Source organism: Alteribacter populi, from assembly GCF_002352765.1.
In the GTDB taxonomy this organism is placed as follows: Bacteria; Bacillota; Bacilli; order Bacillales; family Salisediminibacteriaceae; genus Alteribacter; species Alteribacter populi.
The window spans coordinates 2,450,921-2,471,288 of the sequence record NZ_KZ293963.1 but is presented as its reverse complement, the minus strand read 5'-3'; the positions used below and the strand labels follow the sequence as shown (position 1 = coordinate 2,471,288).

Here is a 20,368-nt window from a genome sequence, read left to right as displayed (position 1 = left end):
GATGTAAGCGGTTCACAGCCGTTAATTAATACATTCTTTAGGGGGTAAATCATAATGAAAAAATTCAAATGGTTAGTAGCAGGAACAGCTCTTACTGTAGTACTTGCAGCATGTGGTGGGGAAGACACTGACACAGCAGGCGATTCTAACGGTGATGAAAATGAAGGTAACGGTGAAACCATTGAGTGGAGTCTTGGACACTTGGCGGCTGAAGATCATATTTGGCATGAAACATCTGAAAAGTTTGCTGAATTGGTAAATGAAAAAACTGACGGGCAAATTGAAATTTCTATTTATCCGAACAACCAGCTTGGTGGAGAAACCGATACGCTAAATAGTATTCAAGCAGGCAATGTGGATATGGTCATTACCGGAGAAACAATGCAAAACTGGGCTCCTAAATCGGCACTTTTAGCAGCACCTTTTGCGTTCCGTGACTCCGAGCACATGATTAACGTTGTCGAAGGTGAGATCGGTAAGGAAATTGAAGATGAAATTTATGAAGAAGTAGGGGTTACGCCGCTATTCTATATGGAGCGTGCACCGCGAAACTTAACCTCTAATGATCCTGTTTCTTCACCAGAAGATCTGGATGGTTTGAGAATACGTGTCCCTAACGTTCCGTTATTCATGGATGCGTGGGAATCTGCAGGAGCGAATCCGCAAGTAATGGACTTTGATGAAGTATTTACAGGCTTACAGCAAGGTGTAATTGGCGGTCAGGAGAACCCTGTTGATTTGATTCACAGTGGTGCTTTATACGAAGTACAAGATTACGTGAACATGACTGAGCATGTGTACTCCTGGATTTATGTCGTCGTTGGAAATGATCAGTTCGAATCTCTCTCTGAAGAATTGCAAGAGGCTGTATGGGAAGCTTCTGAAGAGGCTAAAGCCTATGGAGATGAGCTATTTGTTGAAGAGATCGAAAATTACCATAATGTATTGGAAGATGAAGGGATGACCTTTAACGATAATGTTGACCAGGACGCTTTCCGTGAAGCAATGGAACCTGCGATTGAAGAGTCCCTAACAGAAGAACAATTTGAGCTTTATCAAAGAATCTTAGACGTTGAGTAATAAGTGATGAGGTGTATCAACGTGATGTTGATACGCCTCCTTTCTAAAGGAGGCAACATGAATGATGAAGCCGCTGAAGTTATTAGACCGAACGCTTGAAATGCTGACGATCCTTTGTTTTGTCGGCATTATTGTGACAGTAACAGTGCAAATTTTAACAAGATTTTTGCCGTTTTCAGCTGTTTGGACTGAGGAGCTGTCCCGCTTCTTGTTTATTTATGCTGTAGCATTTGGTGCTCCTGTTGCCATGAAGCGTCAGGAATTCATCAGTATCGAATTTATATTTAACGTGATTCCAAAAAAGGTACGCCATTATTATCAGGCGTTTACTTCGCTAGTGGTCATGGTGGTAAGCTTTTTCATTGCCTACCATGGATATTCGTTTATTTTAACAGGCCAGGGACAAACGTCAGCGACAATGGCGATTGAAATGTCTTGGATTCATGCAAGCATTAGCGTCTCCATGATCTTTCTCGGCTTTTATGCACTCGTGAATATGGTTGACTTTTTGGTTTCGAAAGGGAAACGAGGTGAGCAGCAGCAATGATGGCATTATTTCTTTTCTTATCCTTCCTATTTTTAATGTTTATAGGTATCCCGATTGCGTTCAGCCTGGGTATCGCTTCAATCCTTTATTTAATTATCATGGATATTCCATTAACCATCGTCCCTCAGCGGATGTTTTCAGGAATTAACTCCTTTGTTTTATTATGTATTCCTGGGTTTATTCTTGCAGGTAACTTGATGAATGCCGGGGGAATTACCGAGCGAATCATTAAATTTACCAACGATTTATTAGGACATATAAGGGGAGGATTAGGTCTTGCAAATATCGGTTCTTCCATGGGTTTTGCCGGCATCTCGGGGACTGCATTAGCGGACACAGCAAGCATTGGCTCTGTTATGATTCCTGCGATGAAAAAGGAAGGCTATGATGCAAAATTTGCGGCAGCTGTAACTTCGTCCTCCTCTACCATAGGACCAATCATTCCGCCATCTCTTCCATTGATCATTGTCGGGACGTTAGCAAGTGTTTCGATTGGTGACTTGTTTCTAGCAGGAGCAGTGCCAGGGGTTATGCTAGGGATTGGCCTGATGGTAATGGCCTATGCCATTTCTGTTAAGCGAAACTATCCGAAACAAGAGAGAAAGCCAGTTACAGTAGTGACAAAATCATTTTTCGGAGCCTTTTGGGCATTGCTTATGACCGTCATTATTTTATACGGGATCCTGGGCGGGTTCTTCACACCTACTGAAGCGTCTGTTGTTGCTGTCCTTTATGCACTTCTTGTCGGACTGTTTATTTACAGAGATTTGAAAATTAAACAGCTTCCAAAGATTATTCTAAATTCCATGGTCAGCACTGCTTCGATCCTCATCCTCGTTGGATTTGCGAACTTGTTCGGCTGGATTTTAGTAAGTGAAAGAATCCCTGTTTTAGTAGCAGATACGATCCTTGGTGTTACGGAAACTCCTTTCCTTGTTATTTTGCTCGTTCTTCTGCTTCTATTATTTGTCGGTATGTTTATGGAGACCATTGCGGCACTAGTTATCTTATTCCCGGTTCTTTTACCGGTGGCATCTAGCGTAGGTATGGATCCCGTTCATTTTGGAATTGTGATGGTGCTTGCGTTAATTATTGGTCTTTCAACGCCACCTGTAGGTGTATGCTTGTTCGTTGCCTCCAGTATAGGGAAAGTGTCAATCTGGGAGACGTCTAAAGCGCTCGTTCCATTTTTAATTGTAAGTTTAATCGTGCTGTTGTTAGTCGCTTATGTTCCACAAATTACATTATTCTTGCCAGAAGTCTTTGGCTAATGGGAGTGTTGTAAATGAAAGCAATAGAAGTAAAAGAAGCCGGCTCTTTAGAGATTGTTGAAAGAGAGAAGCCTGAAATAAAACAGCCTGATGAGGTGTTAATAAAAGTAAAAATGGTTGGCATTTGCGGTTCTGACATGCACATTTACCACGGAACCAACCCACTTGCAACTTATCCGAGAGTCATTGGTCATGAGGTCACAGGCGAAGTGGTGGCAACGGGTGAAAAAGTGATGGACCTCAACGAAAAAGACAAGGTCGTTTTAGAACCGATTGAATCGTGTGACGAATGTTATGCCTGTAGAACTGGCAGGAGAAATGTCTGTGAACAACTCGAGGTGTACGGGGTTCACAGAGATGGAGGGATGCAGGAGTATCTTGTTGCACCAGCTAAAAATCTGCATAAAGTTAGTGCTCAAACGCCATTTGAAACTGCGGTACTAGCCGAGCCCTTTACGATCGGGGCTCAGGCTGCCTGGCGAGGTCAAATAAATAAAGGTGATACTGTTCTTATTCAAGGTGCAGGGCCAATCGGAATTTGCTGCTTAAAGGTCGCTAAAATGCAGGGAGCCGTTTGCTATATTTCAGATCTAAGCGAGGAGCGTCTAGCGTTTGCCAAAGAGTGCGGGGCGGACGTGACAGTGAATGCCACTGAAAATAACGTTACCGACACCATTATGGAAGTCACTTCAGGTGAGGGAGCTAACGTTTGTATTGATGCGGTTTGCTTACCGACCACATTTGAAACTGCGGTTAATACAGCTTCAATCGCAGGAAAGGTCGTTGTTTTAGGTTTTGACGATCGTCCTTCTGAAATTTCACAATTACCAATTACAAAGAAAGAATTGACGATTGCCGGATCCCGGTTGCAGACGGATCAGTTTACGAACGTTATCGCTGCATTGGACAGCAAGGAGCTGTCAGTAGAAGGCATGCTTACTCATGTTTTTAATGTGGAAGAAATTAAGGAAGCATTTGAGTTTATTGAAAACAACCCGAATAAAGTAAGAAAAGCAACAATTGCTTTTTAATTAATTTCTAAGGAGGCAGCTCTTATGTTTAAAGCGTTTCAAACGTTACAGAAAATCACAGAGAAAAAGGTTACAGCTGTCGTCCGGGGGGACACATTTGAAGAAGCAGAAACCATTGCCCGCCATTGTATTGAAGGCGGAGTGAAGTCAATTGAAGTAACTTTTACGACCCCGGATGCCCCGACTCTAATTAAAAAACTACGTGATCATGGGGAAGAGATCATTGTCGGAGCAGGAAGTGTACTGGATTCGGAAACAGCCCGAATTGCCATGGTGAGCGGAGCCGAATATATTGTTTCTCCTTGTTTTGATAAAGAAACAGCTATCACTTGTAACCGATATCACATTCCATACATTCCTGGATGTATGACCGTAAAAGAAATAAAAGAAGCAACGGAATCCGGCGTTGCCCTTATTAAGCTGTTTCCTGGAAATCACTTTTCTCCGTCGATGATCAAAGCAATTAAAGGGCCATTGCCTACAGTTGAAGTGATGCCTACGGGCGGTGTGAATTTAGGAAACGTAAATGAGTGGTTAGAAGCGGGTGCTGTGGCAGTCGGAGTAGGAAGTGATTGGAACAAAGCGCTTAGCTCGAATGGTGAAGCTGGGGTTTTGGAAACAGCTAAACGCTATGTCGGGAAAGTTATCCAATCGTAACAAAGAAAGGGGGATCCTAGTCATGAGAATGGTATTTCGTTGGTTTGGTGAAGGGAATGACCATGTTTCATTAAATGAAATTAAGCAAATACCCGGAACAGAAGGGATTGTCTGGGCATTGCATGAAGTGCCAGCTGGTGAAGAGTGGCCAATGGATAAGATTAATGAAGTAAAAGAACAGGCAGATGCTCATGGATTAAATATTGATGTCGTTGAGAGCGTCAATGTTCACGAAGATATCAAGCTAGGTTTGCCGTCAAGAGAACAATACATTGAAAACTACAAAAGGACGATCGAAAAGTTATCAAAAGTCGGCGTTAAAGTCATCTGTTATAACTTTATGCCAGTTTTTGACTGGCTGAGAACGGACTTAGCTAAAGAAATGAACGATGGGTCAACGGCTCTTTTCTATGAAGGATCAAAGATACATAATATTGATCCTTTAGACTTAGTGAAGAAAATCGGTGAAGATTCAAGCATGACTATGCCAGGGTGGGAGCCGGAGAGACTGGCAGCACTCAACGAACTGTTTCACGCCTATAAAGATGTCACAGAAGAAGATCTTTGGGAGAACCTTCGTTACTTTCTCGAGGAAGTCATCCCCGTTGCTGAACAGCACGACATCAAAATGGCGATACACCCCGATGATCCGCCATGGCCGATCTTTGGGCTCCCTCGTATTATGACGAATAAAGAAAATATCGAAAGGCTCCTGTCTTTTGTAGACAGTCCTTATAATGGTTTGACATTATGCAGTGGATCATTAGGCGCCAACCCTGCTAACGACATTCCTTCAATGGTTCGCTCTTTTGCAGATAGAATCCACTTTGCTCACATTCGAAACGTGAAGATTTTTGATAACGGTGATTTTATTGAGACATCTCACCGAACTCAGGATGGTTCGATCGATATTTATGACGTGGTGAAAGCCTATCATGAGAACGGATTTACAGGCTATGCAAGGCCAGATCACGGCCGGCATATTTGGGATGAAGAATGCAGACCAGGCTACGGCCTGTACGACCGTGCATTAGGCATTATGTATCTCTGGGGTATCTGGGACTCTTTAGAGAGAATGTAGGACCAATTTTTTAGAGGAGGTTGAAACTGTGCTGCCAAAACATGAAAATTTACAAGGGAAAGTAGTCGTGATCACAGGCGGTAGTGGAGTATTATGCTCTGCCATGGCGAAAGAGCTAGCAAGACAAGGGGCGAGTGTCGCGATTCTGAACCGAACCCTTGAAAAAGGACAGAAAGTAGAACAAGAAATAACCGAAGCCGGAGGGGAAGCTCTTGCTATAGCTTGTGACGTATTGGATAAAGAAAGTATTATTCAAGCAGAAGAAGAAATATCTCAAAAACTAGGCACGTGTGACATCCTGATTAATGGTGCAGGAGGCAATCATCCTGAGGGAACTACTGCGAACGAAACTTTCGATAAAAAAGATCTTTTGGATGAGAATGCGACTAGCTTTTTCGATTTAACCGAGAACGGGTTCCAGCACGTATTTAACCTAAATATTCTCGGTACCATTAATCCAACCCAAGTCTTTTTGAAGTCAATGGTTGAAAAAGAAAGCTCTGTTGTCATCAACATATCCTCTATGAGTGCGTATTCACCAATGACAAAAGTTCCTGCCTACAGCTCTGCCAAAGCAGCTATTGATAACTTCACCCAATGGCTCTCCGTGCACATGGCCGAAGCAGGAGTAAGAGTGAATTCAATTGCACCCGGTTTTTTCTTAACCGAGCAAAACCGCAAGTTGCTCATCAATGAAGACGGTTCTCTCACAGAGAGATCAGATAAAATCATTTCACACACTCCAATGAGAAGGTTCGGAAAACCCGAAGATTTACTAGGTACGATGCTCTGGCTTGCCGATGATACAAGCTCTGCATTCGTAACCGGAGTAACCATCCCAGTAGACGGCGGATTTATGGCCTACTCAGGCGTATAGAAGGTTGGTGCCAAGGTTGGTGCCTGACCCCCACCACTGCGCAGCATTAACGCGATGGGGGTCAGGCACCTTTATATTATTCCTTGAATCCTTAGTATTACTTCAGCAATTATTGCTGAGCCAAGGAATGTTCCAAGAAGAACCAAACTAGCGACGACAATTGTTTTCCAACCCAGTTTCATGAAATCCGCCCATGATCTCCCAATTGCGATGCCGGCATAGGCCAAGATTGGTGTGGTTAAGGCAAGCAACTCCACATTATTTGTCCATGTAACAACGTGTCCAGAACCTGGAAACCAAGGCATGGAAACGAGGACTCCAATTAGGGCAATATAGGCGATACTTGGGAAATTGATTTTAATTAATTTGTTCAAAGTAAAGCCTGCTAAACAGATTAAAATAAGGATAATCATTCCTGGAAGAGCATCTAAGGGTAGGATGCTATACCCGAGCCAGTTTCCTAGTAAAGCTGTAATACCCAAAATACAAAGTAATAAAGTCCATTCCTGGAGATTTTTAAATAGCATTTGTTAACTCCCTCCTGTGGCTAAGCGACATCTTTTACGTTCTCGCGTTTCTTTGTCATCACTTTATATAGTTTCTCTGTTAATGGAAGGCCAATAAAAATACTAATATAAAGACCAGTTGACAATGAAAGTAAGTTACTCGCACCAGCAAATGCAACAATCTGATTTTCTAAGTCAGGAAATGATGCGACTAAAGAGCCGCTGGCAGCAGCCATCATACTACCACTTCCAATCCCGGACGCCATTGCAAAAGAAAGAGGGTGTAAAGGAGTCAATGTTGCTAAAAAGCCTGCAATGAGTCCCATAAAAACCGCTCCAAACACCGTACCAAAAATATAAACTGCCATTACTCCTCTTCCTTCTGGTGAACTTATACCGTACCTATCCATAATAAGTCCTACATTTGGTTCGCGAGCTACTGAATGTGTCATTCCAATTGCTTCACGTTTTAGTCCAAGAAAGATCGCAATAGGCAAAGCTATTAAAATAGTTCCGAGGTTCCCCAGCTCTTGAAGGAGAAGTGCTGGTCCCGCTTCAATTAGTTCAGGTAAGGAAGGCCCTATAATGACTCCAATCTTTGCAAGTAAAAGTGCAACTCCTAATACAATAATTGGTTCTGCATTTTTCGATTGCTTTTCTTTAACTAGTGGCGTGAAATACAAAAGTAGTCCAATTATTATTGCATAAAGCATTGGCAACAGCATGATAACACCTGGTCCAATTGAAAACTGATACGTACCAATTGCTTCCGTAATCACTACCGTTCCTAAAACGAGCCCATGTAAACGCCAATCTTTCCAGAGCCCCATCATTTCGTCATTGCTCACATCCATTCCTCCTCTATCCTCTAATAGTTTTATAAATCATACAAATCTAGTATTTTAAATAATAGTAAAAAAAATCAGAAAAGACAATCTGTTTTTATGTATTTTTTCAGTTACTTCAGGTGGTAGAGAAGAGCTTAGTTTTCAATAAACAACTGAAGGCTGGTGCCTGACCCCCGCCACTGCACTGTATTAACGCGGTGGGGGCCAGGCACTAAAAAGGCACTAAAAAAGGCACTAAAAAATAGGCACCAAAAAAAGCTGACTCCGCCAAGTGGAGTGAGCTTTTAATGCTACTTACTATTCCTCTTTTAGCTTTTAAACTATTATAAGTTTAATCCGATATAGCATATGTTCCCAGCTTACTCTATGTATTTTCATGATCGTTTATATAAATGCTATTTCCAATAACTTACTATTACTAATACCATGTAATCATGTTACGGTTGAACTTGTGAATTTTCTTGTAAAAACTTCAACAGAACATCAAGTAAAATGGTGGCGATTCGAACGTTTTGACTCATCCAAAACTATAATAATGATGATATACAGAAAACTACAAATTGGAAGATAAATAAACTTTGTTGAAGGAGGAAAACGGTGAATCAAAAAGGGACCTTTATAGATTTTATTGATGACCGTCCTGTTTTTGCAAAAGATTACTGTGATTTTAAAGGGAATAAAAGTATAGTAAATCGAAATAAAAAATATAATATGAAGTATTACGTTTATAGTAGTGAAACTGGAAACACAATACTTCGATCAGATGCTGAACCCTTAACAATTTTAGATATCATAAAAACCGCTGATGAAAAAATGGTTTTTTACGTTGATTCAAATAATAAAATATCTTTTATTAGAACAAAGCAGAAAAATATAAGTATTGAAAAAATCATAGATAAAGTGGAAAAAACTCCATTATTTAAAAACGCCATTTTTCCGTTGTTTTTTTATTTTATCTTTTTCGGTGTCATGCGGTTTAGAAACTATTCATTTGATGAGGCACAGCTTTCACTAGGCTATGATAAAACGATCAATTATAAACTCCGCTTCTTTTTTCCCGCTAAATTAAGAAAAAAATTTAGTATGAACACAGGCATGTTTTCTTTGCTTATCCATGCATATGTTGTTTTCATACCGATGAGAGCTATTTACCAACAATACGTCAATACTAGTGACATCAACACACCGGTTTATATTCGTTTAAAGCAGCCGGATATTGATTTTATTTATAATATGAAATCACGGACTGCTGATAAATACAACAAAAGACATTATTTATTTAATACACGTTCTTACCGTTTAAGAAATTGCAATGTGGAATTGTTTATTCGTAAATCAGTCACGGGTCAATACGTCATTGTTTTGACAAGTGTTTTGAGAAGGTTTATCAAATGGAAGGAAATGTGTGCATATTTCACTAGCTTACTTTCCTCTAATCGGGATAGATATGACATTTATTTTGAAAAGTTCAGCGCAGGCGCTTCTGAATCTGCATTTGAAATATTTAAGTACGCATATCAAAAGAACGGTTCATGCGTGTATATATTGGACAAAGAGCACCCTGAGTTTGAAAACTTAAAAAAACAATATGGTAGCTCATTAGTTGAAAAAAATAGCTTTTTGGCCTTTTATTATATTTTCTTAGCTAGGAGTTTCATATCGTCTGATTTAGTCAGTCATCTACAACGCCGATTATATGATAACGATGGTCTCATCAAGAGAAAAGTTCTAGAGAACGATAAAAAAATCTTCTTGCAACATGGTGTTTGCCTAGCCACTAACGTTTTCGAGCGGGGATACTTTAATCGTAAAGTCCCCATTGCTCCTGATTATGTGCTCGTCAACTCTAAATATGAACGAAATTTATTTGTTAAAAATACCAATTATAATAAGGAAAACTTAATGTTAACAGGTCTTCCAAACCTTGATTTGTATGTCAAAGAGCAGGAAAATACAAAAGACGAAATTACATTTATGTTAACGTGGAGACCATGGGATCTTACAGGGGAAATTGAAAACGGAAGTTATCTGTCTCGTTACTTTTCATTCATGGAATCGATTAAAGAGCAAGAGTTTTATCATGATAAACAAGTAAACATTATTTTGCATCCTAAATCAAAAATGATCTTAAAAGAGCAATTCCCTGAAATTTACGCAAAATACCAGCATTTCTTTTACGAAGGTGATATTAAAGAGGCACTTCTTCGTAGTAAAGTTCTAATTTCAGATTATTCATCTGTTGTGTTTTATGCATTTGCTGGCGGAAGTAACATCGTTTTCTATTGGGAAGATAAAGAGAGAGCAGAAAAAGAGTATGGTGCACCAAATATCCTTCAAAAGGACATTGCCTTTGGTGACATTGCAGAGAGATTTAACGATTTACACTCGCTTATATCTGAGAATTATTCAAAACCACAGTCCACAGCTAACTTGAGCCAGTATTCAAAATTAATTGAGTGTAAAAGTGGTCAAAATACTAAAGCTACCTATGACTATATTCAACGTAATATTTTAGGTCACAATCAAAACAGTGAAACTGATAAGAGAAGTCGCCTGAAAGAGGTACTGGATTAGTAACTTTATGTTTTTACGGTCTAAATTAGCCGGGAGCCCATGTGGCTTCTGGCTAAATCTATTATCCATTTTCACTAGGGATTTCCAGTATTTCCTTTGAGAGAAGTTGAGGTTCCAACGGATCCAAAGCATATCAAGGTAAGACAACATAAATGTAAAGGTATCCTGATGAAACTGAAATCCTTACTACTAACTAACAACTCTACTTTAAGGAAAATAGTTAAACTGCAATTTAAACAAACGTTTATTTAAACTTCTTTATTTGTCGAATATTGATGAAAAGTACTGTCCTCCACGTCGCTTTTGACTGGAGGGCTGTACTTTATAAGGAAGCTTTCATTTAGTTATAAAAGTTCAAGATTCCTTCTTTAATTGCTTCAGCAGCTGCCTGTTTAAATTCAGGTGTTTGCATTTTGTTAGCTTCTTCTCGGTTTGTGATAAATCCTAACTCAACTAACACACTAGGAACTTGTGTATTTCGAATGACATAGAAGTCTGCTTCTTTTACACCGCGATCGCGAGTTCCCAATTTTGCAAGTAAGCGCTCTTGAATCGATTCAGCTAGAGCTCTGCTTTCAGCACTGCGCTGGTTCTGGTTCCAATATGTCTCCGTTCCATGAACATGTTCTTGTCCGAACGCATTCGCATGGACGCTTACAAAGGCATCAGCATTGGAATCATGAGCCATTTTTACTCGATCTTCGAGTTCTACAAAATAATCACCATCACGCGTTAAAACTACATCGATATTTGTATCTTCCATGATTTCGTCCGCGATTAGGGCTACATCTAAGATCACATCTTTTTCACTAAATCCAAAGGCTTGCGCTCCAGGATCATGTCCTCCGTGTCCGGCATCAATAACCACTACTTTGTCGCTGCCTGTTTCGAGACGAATATACTCTCCAGAAACATAACCTGTAGAATTGTTATGGCTAATTCTGTGCCATCCGTTGCTGTTCGTACCAAGAATTTCAACCCTTGTGCCATTAAGTAATGAACCAACTACATTGTAATTGGTGCCAGGTCCACTACGAACATTTAACGAAGAAGCTGTCACTACCCCATATGTAACTTGTTCAGAGAGTAACTCTTCTAACTTTGAAAATGTTTGAGGGCCAGCAATACCATCTACACTCAAGTTATTGTCACGTTGAAATTGTGTAACGGCTGACTCCGTACTTGAACCATAATAATTTTCCGGGTTATCAGAAGTTTGATATTCTAACTGAGCAAGATCTTCCCTTAGTTCAGCCATTTTACTATGGTAATCCCCTAATCGAAAAACGGTTTGATTAGAATCTTCAAATAGGGAGCGGATTTCATTATAAGTTGTTTCGTTTACAGCGAGTTCTCCGCCCAGAACGAATAACTCGTCATAGTTTGAAGATATTAAATGGTTTCGGGTCACATTGTGAAGAGGATCTCTCACTAATACAACGCCAATTTCTTGTTTTGAAGCGAGGGCTGCACCGGAAAGCCCATCTGGAAACCGTTCTGAAGTTGCAATGTAGGCTTTATTCGCATTTGAGTGAAATTGATTATGAACTTCAACGTTTGTGTGAAAGCGTGTCGTTCCTTCAATTCTGCTTGGATTTGGTAGATCACTTAGTACGTTATCTTCAATCGCAAGTTCTCCGCCAATAACGGATGTTTCCTGTACATTCAGCTCATCTAATGCTTGCTTAGTGGCATTGGGAAGTGAATCCCTTTCACTAAGCAATATCGGTATACCTTCACTGCCGGCATGCGGTGCAATGGATAGAGCATCCTGAAAGTTAGTATCACTTACAATAATGGCTTTGTTTGATCCGTTAGGAGCTACTTCATTTGCTACGAGGTGTGCTGTATCGTGCAGGTTGTTACCTGCTAATCTTTCAACATTAATATTTAGGTTTCGAATTTCATCTTCTACTGTGTCTTCAATGGCCAGATGTCCACCTAAAATAATGACATTCCTTGCATTTAGGCGTTCAAGCTCGTTTTTCGTAAAATTATCTAACCGATGACTTCTTGATAAGAGTAACGGTGCATCATACTTTGCTGCTAATGGAACCCCTGATAATGCATCAGAAAACCTGTCTCCTCTTGCGATTACAACAGTATCTGCTTGGTCCCAACCTCTAGAAGAAATTAATGCCGAAGTTTCATATAAAGTTGAACCATCAATTCTTGAGATTGAAGGGTTAGAGTTTTCTGCGTTAGTATTCGTTCCCACTAGCAACAAAGTCGTCGTCGAAATTAACAAAAAAATAAGCCATTTCGACATAAAACCTGTTGTCGTTTTTTGCAATATTTCATATCCTCCCTATAAATAGATATTTTTTTACATAGTAAATTATACTATTCTCATATTCTTTGAAAATAGGACAAATCATGTTGGAATTTGTGGGGATATGGAGCTAACTAATTGTTAATATAAAGAATAGCAGTCACTACATGAAATTTGTTGAAGATAGATTGTGACTATGCTTTTGAGAAGAAGTTTTATTCAATAAAAATTATCGAGATTGCAAGAGGTTGTAAGAAGTTCAATATAAGCAAAAATGACAATACTAGGTGAAGATTTTCCCGGAATGAAAGAGAATTTAGAGATAAACATTGGTTGTTTAACAGTATTTCACCTTTATATTTGCAGGTCGAATTTTTTCTAGTATTGTTATTTCCGAGGAAATATTGGGGAAGGAAGTCGATTTAAACTATTTAATGTAGAGATGTATGGATATATATCCAAATTAATAACTTTGTTGTGTATACAGTAAGTGAATGCTCCGTATAATAAACAAGATACAAAGAAGGAATAAAAACACAAAGGCAGTGGCATTTATGAAATATTTCAAACCTGACTTTGAACTCCATCATTTTTCAGATATCACGAAAGGTTGGCTAAAGGAAAATCAAATCAAAACGATTTTTTCTGACCTCGATAGTACACTAGCCATTCATAATCAGCCGGGTGATGACGAGGTACGAAATTGGATTCAAATGCTCGAGGGCATTGAAGTTAAATTAGTGATTGTTTCTAATAATAGCCAAGGAAGAGTTGAGCGATTTTGTGAACCATTTAATATCATGGGCTTTGGCGAATGTCGAAAACCATATTCGTCGCGAACTAGACAACACATGAGAGCAATCAATGCAAAGGAAGACACTAGTTTATTTCTAGGAGATCAAATATTAACAGATATATGGTGCGGCAAACGTCTTGGTATGAAAACGGCTTTAGTCAAACCTATTGGTGAAGAACATGAGCCAATACAAATTGTGGTGAAGCGTAAAATTGAGAAAATAATTAGAAAAAGGTGGTAAGACCGAGCTTTATACATATTTAAAAATAAGGAGTCTACGATGATCTACATCTATAATTGTTTTGGAGGTACCCATTCGTCAGCACTAGCTGCCGCTTATCATTTGAAAAAAATACCTGCCGATAGAACCCCTACCAAGGAAGAAATCTTAGGGGTTGATATCTTTAATAAGCTCACCCCAAAGGATATGGGTAAAATCATTTTTCACGGGGAGGATGATGAAAGGCACCCAGTATATACAGTTGGAAGAGGTCGTTCAAAGGAACTTATTCCTGCGATGCGTAACCTCTTACTTCTTCTGCCACAAAACAATGAAGAAAAAGTTGTATTTTCAAATACCTCTCCAACAGTTCCTCTGCCAATGACTTTTGGAGGACTCTTTTCAAGGAGACTTCATATTGATTTTATTGGCGTTCCTTTGTTAGTTAAAGGAGCCCAACAAACCCACCCTGTCATCGCCCAACTTGTAGAAAAAACAAGGGAAGTGGCAAAAACGACAACAAATTCTGTAGAGGTTTTAGAAAACAAGGAACTTGAAGTAAATAAGCTCTTTGGGTAACACCTAGATTCTTGGTGCCTTTCCTGGTGCCTGACTCCCACTGCGTTAATGCTTTACCGCGGTGGGGGTCAGGCACCTTTTTTGTTTTACACATAAAGTGTTGAAATGATAAATAATATGAATATGGTAGTGTTTAAAAACTTCGAAAGAGGTGAAATGGACTTGGCTATTATGCCGGAAGAGTACGTGCAGGCTACCTTTATTGCCTTGACTGATGCCATTTTGCCATCTACACCTCAATTGGGTGAAATGTTAGGGCATGAACACACTTTTTCTGCACCAGAAATGGCGATACATGAATACGTTATCTATGCATTGGATAATTACCTTTCCATTCAAGAGCAGTTTTCATCTTCTCCGGTCCCGCTAGCATCTCCTACCGCAGTATTATTAAATATAGCAGCCTTCCACATAGTCGACACTGATCAGACGACAACTCCTCCATTTGTCACTCTTTCCCGTAGAGACCGGATACGAACATTGTCTTTGTTGGAAAATCTTAGTTTAGATCTGTATTTATTACCGCCACCTTTTCAAAATAATGCTGGAATGATCAAACATATCACCGATGCCCTCAACCGTTTACGATGTTTGGCTATTACTCGGAATGGTCTGCTTATGGTCAAACGAGGTTATATCCGCCAGACGATCGAAGACTTGAGTTTTTTCCGTTAAGTTGGAAGCAGGTAGGGTACCCAGGTGTGTCTCTAGGTTATCGTGATTTTCGTGGCTTTTTATTAAAAATGGGAAATAGCGGGGGAAACGAATGACAACCAATCCAGATGTGATTATCATTGGCGCCGGTGGTGGCGGTCCTGTTGTTGCAAAAGAGCTTGGGGAATTAGGTCTTCAAGTTTTGGTCCTCGATGCTGGCCCCTGGTATGGAAACAAAAAATGGCCTAAACCTAATGAAAGTCGTGGCGAAAAAGCAAGTGACAGCGCTGATGACTTGGATGTTACCCTTTATAGAGATCAATTAACAAGACTGGAAAACGATATGAATGATACTGTCACCGGAAAATTTCGTTGGGGAGCGGCTGACCGCAGACGTGCGCCTTGGTTTAGAAACATCCCTGATCAAGCTTTATTGTGGCAAAACGCCGGGATTGGCGGAACAACGCTTCACTATTATGGGAACTGTCCTCGTCCGTACCCTGATTCGATTAATAATAAATGGCCAATAAGCTACGAGACTCTCATTCCGTATTTTGAAAAAGTTGAAGCTACATTGCCGGTTGAATTTGCGCCCATAACAGCAAAAGAAGAGCTTTTTTATTATGGAGCAGAAAAAGCGGGATTTTCGCTTCATGCGACTTTAGATGTTACCAGTCCTGGCTATCGACCGCAGCCGAACGCCATTTTACCGCCGAATGAACATCTAATGGATCCTAGTTATTCGCTAGAAGAGTTAAGCCACATGGAGGGCTGTACGTTAAGTGGGCATTGTGAACAAGGCTGTCCTTATGGTCCAACTACTGAAAAAATCGCGAAACGTTCTACAAATGTGAGTTATGTTCCGCTCGCTTTGAAAACCGGTAACGTATCATTTCGACCCAATACGTATGTAACCAAGGTATTAACCGAGGAGGATGAAAGTAAAGGGGTTCGTGCGGTGGGCGTTCAAATTCGTGATACTTGGACGGGAGAAGTAGAAGAATTACGAGCAGGCGTTGTTGTAATGGCCGCGGGCTGTGTGGAAACACCTCGTCTATGGTTGAACTCTGACTTACCCGAAAATTCGTGGGTCGGCAGAGGACTAACCAATCACTATATGGACGCTGTTACAGGTACTTTTGATGAAAATGACTTAAAGGAGATTTTAGGTACTTCAACGATTGACCCGTTTGTTGGGCACACTTCAGGAGCCCGACTTGATTACCCTGGAATAGGCATGATTGAAAGTTTAGGAAATAGCCCTGGATTATCTGCTCAGTTTCTCTTTGGATTTAGCCATGCAGGGTACGATTCGCTTAATAACTCTAATCCAAATGAAGGTTTGTGGGAGAAGCGAGGAAGAATTGTAGGACCTAAATTAAAAAAAGCGATGAGTGGCTACAGAAAAACACTCACGCTATTAATAATTACCGAAGATGACGTACAGTTTCAAAATCGCGTAGAGCTCGATCCTTTTATTAAAGACGAACATGGCCACGTCCCAATTGTCACATATACTCCGAGTAAACGAGATGAAGAAAAGAGAAATGAGTTAGTGAAAATAGCAACAGAGATGTTAAGGCAAGCTGGAGCAAAAGAAATGATTCGCAGTGATTTACCGCCAAATCTTTATATTCATTTAGAAAGCACGATGAGAATGGGCTTTGTCGTTGACTCTTCCTGTGAAGCCTATCAGGTCAAACGCCTCTATATTGCTGATAATAGTGTGCATTACAATTCGATCGGAGGGGTCAATCCGACTTTAACTACACAAGCGCTTGCGACACGAACCGCTGAATTATTAGCTGATAAATATTTTTAAGTGCGCGGTCCTGACACTAGCTGGATTTTGATGAATTTAGGAGATTCACTAGGTCGGGGGGGGGGATGGTTCCATGCCTCGGCCGTTTTTGGTGTGGTTTTAATGGATTAGGGTAATCCTGATATCTTCCTCTTATTTGCCGTTCTACTACCCGCTCAAGGAGTGATGCCACTTTGATCGTTAAACCACGTAAAAAGCCTGTGAGATTGTTAAAGTTAGTAGTGTTAAAAGGCAGACTGCCGGTCCGCCATTCGAAACATCCCTTTGTAATTAGTGAACATTCATTAAAGGAGGCTGGTTACAGGGGTGAAAAAGCGTTAGATTACCAATTAGACTATCTGCCGGAAAAAGACTTTTTGATTCTTCAGGATTTGCGACTTCCGGGAGTGTTAGGACGGTTCTTTCAAATTGACAGCCTCTTATTGAATCCGCATTTCTTCCTTTTACTTGAGGCGAAAAATTACGCAGGTACAGTGACTTTTGTTCCTGAATTTAACCAACTGATTCAAAGAAAAGGTGACTTAGAAAAGGGATATAAAGATCCAATTATTCAAGTGAAAAAACAACAGGAACATTTGCATTATTGGCTTGCAAAACATCAATTTCCCGCACTTCCAACCTCTTTTTTTATCACAATTAGCAATCCACACACTATTATCAAAGCTCCTCCTGCATACAAAGAAGCTTTAGAAAAAGTGGTTCACGCCGAGGTTTTAACTGATAAAATCACACAGTTCAAGAATTATAATCCTGCTAATCGAGTTTCTTTGAGTCGCTTAGAAACAGTTGCACAACAGATTTTGTACGATTCTAATATTTTGCAGTAATTTGATATAAAGGAAACTGACCTTATCAAAGGTGTTTGTTGTCCCGAGTGCTCACTGATTCCCATGAAAAGAGCCCGTGGTACATGGGTATGCCTTCAATGCGGGTTTCTCTCAAAAAATGCTCATGTCAAAGCCCTTCGTGATTATGCCCTCCTAATAAATTCACCGATTACCAACAAGCAGGTGAAGTTGCGAAAAAGCTCCTCCACGACACGGAAGGAGTTGAATGCTCTAGGAGAAATAAAGGTTCGAAGTATCATTTAGATAGACTTGTATGGGAGGGGAAGGAATCCTGATATATGTCGAGAAATCCTGATAAAACCCAACCGAGCATGAAGGAGGATTTTTAAATGGAGAACTTTATTATTTCTTTTCCCTTTTCTGACTCTCCCTTTCAACTATATGAGAAAAGGCAGTTATCCTTAACATTCTCTTTGAATGAGCGAGGAGAAACGTTAATTGATTTAGTAAGTAGCGTCCCCGGAGGAGATTGGGGAGCGACTGATAAAGAGTCAGCATTTGTAACGTTGTATTTGAATGGGGAGTATAACCAGGACTTCATTCTATTTTACGGCGATGAGGTGTTTGCTTATGAAAGAATGCTAGGAAGCTTGCCCCCTGGAAAACATGAACTTACTTTTGTTTTCAAAACTGATCAATCCTCACCTCTTATAACCTCTGCAGAAGTGCATAAAGTCGAAATCCGCCAAGTAAAAGAATCAGATCCTGATATTGTTTTCTATAAAAACGCTCCCTTACTATATGGTCGCAACTTAGATACCCATTTTGAAAATGTCAGAACCGATACCCCATTAGCTTCATTTTATTATTGTGATGAACATGAGGATGGGACGATGATTTTGGAATATCATACGATTTTCAGTCACGAAGATGGTGGTACCGAGGCTCCAGCATTGATGTCAAGATGGGGGAGAACGACGGATATTGAATGGACTTATCGTGTGAAAGTTGACCAATACGGAAAACGAATCATAGAAGGGGACTGTGAAGTGTTTCAAGGAAAAGATCATATGAGAACACAATTTCGTGGAAAAAGAGGTCTTGGAAGCCATCCGATATTACAATCATCTACTATAAATGGAAACTTTTCAGATCGAGTTACCTCCAATTATCGTTATCTATTGAGGCCTGACACTTGTCTTCCTCGAGAGGTTAATAGAGAAGCGGTCATGGATAAAAACCCTTGGACCTATGCAGTCTCTATTAAAGAAGTCAGGCGTCAAGAGAAGATTGAATCGCCGCATAATCCACAGACTGAAAAGTTAGGAGATCCATGTCAATATTTTTATTTACAAACATCAAAGTTCACGGTTGGTGAGACGTATCAACCTGGGAAAGTCGACATTAAAGTCAAGTTAATCAAGGACCCGATTTGGTATAGTTCTACATTTAATAATGCTGCAATGGCTTATGGAGGGGAAGATGGCCCTTTTTCAACAACCGTTAAACTTCCGGCAAATAAACGAGTTGAAGATATCGAAGAAATACGAGCATCTTTAATAACTGAAAATGAAACGGGCATTGAAACTGTGAAAGGAGTCATAGTCGAAGGTGTTCGAAAGGCATTTTTTGTAGGTAAAGACCTCATGCCGGAGACATCCTTTATCAACTCAAATCAAAAAGTAGAAGTTTCTCCAGCGAATAGAAATAAAACCTTATGGAAGAAGTGATTTTTATGAGCTTTATTCAGTTTGCTAAAGGTGTAAGTAAAGAAGCAGGGCAACTTATTTTAGAAAATAAGGAAACGAGTTTTAAAGTAGATGAGCTTCAAAATTTGGCCTTGTGACTGAGATCGATCGGAAAACAGAGAATTTCATACGTAGCAAAATCATCGAGCATTACCCTGATCATAAAATGATTGGGGAGGAAGGAATAACAGATGGAGACGATTTATCTACCCTTGAACAGGACGACTATTTTTGGGTGATTGATCCTATCGATGGGACGACTAACTTTTCACATGGATTACCGGGATATACCGTATCGATCGCGTTAGTTTACAAACAGAAAGTTATTGTTGGGGTCATCTATGATCCAAACTTGGACGAATTATTTTCAAGTGAAAGGGGAAAAGGGGCCTATCTAAATGGTAAAAAGATTCCCCCCTCAAAGGTAGGTCAAATTGGGGGAAGCTTAATTGCGATAGGTTTCCCTTCTGATATTGAAACAGCAAGGCCTAAAGTTCTCAGGGGGGTTCAATATTTAGGGACGAAATGTAATAGTATTCGGTCATTCGGATCTGCAACGTTACATATGGCGTACGTTACTGCTGGGCGACTCGAAGGATGTTAGGATATGGGGTAAATGTCTGGGATGTTGCAGCAGGTGATTTAATTCTCAGTGAAGCCGGTGGGAATATTTCCGATATGGGAGGGGCGTCTTATCGATTAACTACGCGAGATATCATAGCGACAAATGGAAGGATCCATAGATTATTAGTTAAAGAGTTAGGTCATTCTTGCATATTAGACTAGTTGGGGGGCAGCTAAATGTTAGACCGCTAGAAAAGTGATCAGATAGGAGAGGGGGGGTTATCAGGATAAATTTGAATAAATCAGCATTTTTCTATAATATATCAGGATTTCAATATATTCGGGTCAATTATTTAGTGATATTTTAGAATGTTCTAAAAAATTATATTGAAAATGATTGGGTTTAAAAGTTATAATGTGCTTAAGTTACAAATTGTACTTCTAAAATAAGGT

General features: G+C 39.9%; 18 protein-coding genes and 1 pseudogene. 16 read left to right on the top strand and 3 right to left on the bottom strand.

Annotated elements, in window-relative coordinates; genetic code table 11:
* Positions 1-54 precede the first annotated feature (54 nt).
* From CDZ94_RS11820 to CDZ94_RS11790, 7 genes are all read left to right on the top strand, one after another.
* Positions 55-1,080: a TRAP transporter substrate-binding protein gene (locus CDZ94_RS11820; RefSeq protein WP_096437279.1), complete on the top strand. Its 1,026-nt coding sequence runs from the start codon at positions 55-57 to the stop codon at positions 1,078-1,080.
* Positions 1,081-1,141: 61 nt separating this feature from the next.
* Positions 1,142-1,627, top strand: coding sequence for a TRAP transporter small permease (locus CDZ94_RS11815; RefSeq protein WP_096437277.1), 486 nt, complete (start codon positions 1,142-1,144; stop codon positions 1,625-1,627).
* Positions 1,624-2,898: a TRAP transporter large permease gene (locus CDZ94_RS11810; RefSeq protein ID WP_096437274.1), complete on the top strand. Its 1,275-nt coding sequence runs from the start codon at positions 1,624-1,626 to the stop codon at positions 2,896-2,898. The genes CDZ94_RS11815 and CDZ94_RS11810 overlap by 4 nt, the downstream gene beginning before the upstream one ends.
* Positions 2,899-2,912: 14 nt before the next feature.
* Positions 2,913-3,929 carry a zinc-binding alcohol dehydrogenase family protein gene (locus CDZ94_RS11805; RefSeq protein WP_096437272.1) on the top strand — a complete coding sequence of 339 codons (1,017 nt, stop codon included), beginning with the start codon at positions 2,913-2,915 and terminating at the stop codon, positions 3,927-3,929.
* 24 nt (positions 3,930-3,953) lie between these two features.
* Positions 3,954-4,586, top strand: coding sequence for a bifunctional 2-keto-4-hydroxyglutarate aldolase/2-keto-3-deoxy-6-phosphogluconate aldolase (locus CDZ94_RS11800; RefSeq protein ID WP_096437270.1), 633 nt, complete (start codon positions 3,954-3,956; stop codon positions 4,584-4,586).
* A 22-nt stretch (positions 4,587-4,608) separates the two neighbouring features.
* A complete protein-coding gene (uxuA, locus tag CDZ94_RS11795; RefSeq protein ID WP_096437268.1) occupies positions 4,609-5,667 on the top strand; it encodes a mannonate dehydratase in 1,059 nt (352 codons plus the stop codon).
* A gap of 28 nt (positions 5,668-5,695) precedes the next feature.
* Positions 5,696-6,544 carry an SDR family oxidoreductase gene (locus CDZ94_RS11790; RefSeq protein WP_096437266.1) on the top strand — a complete coding sequence of 283 codons (849 nt, stop codon included), beginning with the start codon at positions 5,696-5,698 and terminating at the stop codon, positions 6,542-6,544.
* 71 nt (positions 6,545-6,615) lie between these two features.
* Here the strand turns inward: CDZ94_RS11790 and CDZ94_RS11785 are convergent, their stop codons facing one another.
* Complete coding sequence (locus CDZ94_RS11785; protein ID WP_096437264.1) at positions 6,616-7,071, bottom strand: hypothetical protein; 456 nt, start codon at positions 7,069-7,071, stop codon at positions 6,616-6,618.
* Between the two features lie 20 nt (positions 7,072-7,091).
* Complete coding sequence (locus CDZ94_RS11780; RefSeq protein WP_425352565.1) at positions 7,092-7,883, bottom strand: DUF3100 domain-containing protein; 792 nt, start codon at positions 7,881-7,883, stop codon at positions 7,092-7,094.
* Positions 7,884-8,495: 612 nt separating this feature from the next.
* Between CDZ94_RS11780 and CDZ94_RS11775 the strand changes: the two genes are divergently transcribed.
* The gene (locus tag CDZ94_RS11775) at positions 8,496-10,472 is read left to right on the top strand and encodes a CDP-glycerol glycerophosphotransferase family protein (RefSeq protein WP_096437260.1); all 1,977 of its coding nucleotides are present in this window, start codon (positions 8,496-8,498) and stop codon (positions 10,470-10,472) included.
* 340 nt (positions 10,473-10,812) lie between these two features.
* Here CDZ94_RS11775 and CDZ94_RS11770 read toward each other — a convergent pair whose 3' ends face one another.
* Entirely contained in the window at positions 10,813-12,765 is a 1,953-nt protein-coding gene (locus tag CDZ94_RS11770; RefSeq protein WP_096437258.1) for an N-acetylmuramoyl-L-alanine amidase, read from the bottom strand.
* Positions 12,766-13,298: 533 nt separating this feature from the next.
* Between CDZ94_RS11770 and CDZ94_RS11765 the strand changes: the two genes are divergently transcribed.
* The 8 genes and pseudogenes from CDZ94_RS11765 to CDZ94_RS11735 all read left to right on the top strand — a co-directional run bounded on the left by CDZ94_RS11765 (position 13,299) and on the right by CDZ94_RS11735 (position 20,137).
* Complete coding sequence (locus tag CDZ94_RS11765; RefSeq protein WP_096437256.1) at positions 13,299-13,781, top strand: YqeG family HAD IIIA-type phosphatase; 483 nt, start codon at positions 13,299-13,301, stop codon at positions 13,779-13,781.
* Positions 13,782-13,820: 39 nt separating this feature from the next.
* On the top strand, positions 13,821-14,339 hold the full coding sequence (locus tag CDZ94_RS11760) for a DUF3189 family protein (protein WP_096437254.1): 519 nt from the start codon (positions 13,821-13,823) through the stop codon (positions 14,337-14,339).
* A 117-nt stretch (positions 14,340-14,456) separates the two neighbouring features.
* Positions 14,457-15,014 carry a hypothetical protein gene (locus CDZ94_RS11755; protein ID WP_157911752.1) on the top strand — a complete coding sequence of 186 codons (558 nt, stop codon included), beginning with the start codon at positions 14,457-14,459 and terminating at the stop codon, positions 15,012-15,014.
* Between the two features lie 91 nt (positions 15,015-15,105).
* Positions 15,106-16,815 carry a GMC family oxidoreductase N-terminal domain-containing protein gene (locus tag CDZ94_RS11750; protein ID WP_096437250.1) on the top strand — a complete coding sequence of 570 codons (1,710 nt, stop codon included), beginning with the start codon at positions 15,106-15,108 and terminating at the stop codon, positions 16,813-16,815.
* Positions 16,816-16,988: 173 nt separating this feature from the next.
* On the top strand, positions 16,989-17,642 hold the full coding sequence (locus CDZ94_RS11745) for a nuclease-related domain-containing protein (protein ID WP_157911751.1): 654 nt from the start codon (positions 16,989-16,991) through the stop codon (positions 17,640-17,642).
* Positions 17,643-17,992: 350 nt separating this feature from the next.
* The gene (locus CDZ94_RS11740) at positions 17,993-19,333 is read left to right on the top strand and encodes a hypothetical protein (RefSeq protein WP_096437248.1); all 1,341 of its coding nucleotides are present in this window, start codon (positions 17,993-17,995) and stop codon (positions 19,331-19,333) included.
* Positions 19,321-19,449 (top strand): hypothetical protein, encoded by a 129-nt coding sequence (locus CDZ94_RS21850; protein WP_280951853.1) that lies wholly within the window; start codon positions 19,321-19,323, stop codon positions 19,447-19,449. Before CDZ94_RS11740 ends, CDZ94_RS21850 begins: the two co-directional genes overlap by 13 nt.
* Positions 19,446-20,137, top strand: a pseudogene (locus CDZ94_RS11735) (inositol monophosphatase family protein). Before CDZ94_RS21850 ends, CDZ94_RS11735 begins: the two are co-directional and overlap by 4 nt.
* The last annotated feature ends 231 nt before the right edge of the window (positions 20,138-20,368 follow it).

Excerpts from the sequence above, each read along its gene's own strand:
- CDZ94_RS11800 (WP_096437270.1), top strand. The coding sequence starts at position 3,954 with ATGTTTAAAGCGTTTCAAACGTTACAGAAAATCACAGAGAAAAAGGTT.
- CDZ94_RS11785 (WP_096437264.1), bottom strand. The coding sequence starts at position 7,071 with ATGCTATTTAAAAATCTCCAGGAATGGACTTTATTACTTTGTATTTTG.
- CDZ94_RS11815 (WP_096437277.1), top strand. The coding sequence starts at position 1,142 with ATGATGAAGCCGCTGAAGTTATTAGACCGAACGCTTGAAATGCTGACG.
- CDZ94_RS11820 (WP_096437279.1), top strand. The coding sequence starts at position 55 with ATGAAAAAATTCAAATGGTTAGTAGCAGGAACAGCTCTTACTGTAGTA.
- CDZ94_RS11750 (WP_096437250.1), top strand. The coding sequence starts at position 15,106 with ATGACAACCAATCCAGATGTGATTATCATTGGCGCCGGTGGTGGCGGT.
- CDZ94_RS11755 (WP_157911752.1), top strand. The coding sequence starts at position 14,457 with ATGAATATGGTAGTGTTTAAAAACTTCGAAAGAGGTGAAATGGACTTG.
- CDZ94_RS11760 (WP_096437254.1), top strand. The coding sequence starts at position 13,821 with ATGATCTACATCTATAATTGTTTTGGAGGTACCCATTCGTCAGCACTA.
- CDZ94_RS11740 (WP_096437248.1), top strand. The coding sequence starts at position 17,993 with ATGGAGAACTTTATTATTTCTTTTCCCTTTTCTGACTCTCCCTTTCAA.
- CDZ94_RS11765 (WP_096437256.1), top strand. The coding sequence starts at position 13,299 with ATGAAATATTTCAAACCTGACTTTGAACTCCATCATTTTTCAGATATC.
- CDZ94_RS11780 (WP_425352565.1), bottom strand. The coding sequence starts at position 7,883 with ATGATGGGGCTCTGGAAAGATTGGCGTTTACATGGGCTCGTTTTAGGA.
- uxuA (WP_096437268.1), top strand. The coding sequence starts at position 4,609 with ATGAGAATGGTATTTCGTTGGTTTGGTGAAGGGAATGACCATGTTTCA.
- CDZ94_RS11805 (WP_096437272.1), top strand. The coding sequence starts at position 2,913 with ATGAAAGCAATAGAAGTAAAAGAAGCCGGCTCTTTAGAGATTGTTGAA.
- CDZ94_RS21850 (WP_280951853.1), top strand. The coding sequence starts at position 19,321 with ATGGAAGAAGTGATTTTTATGAGCTTTATTCAGTTTGCTAAAGGTGTA.
- CDZ94_RS11810 (WP_096437274.1), top strand. The coding sequence starts at position 1,624 with ATGATGGCATTATTTCTTTTCTTATCCTTCCTATTTTTAATGTTTATA.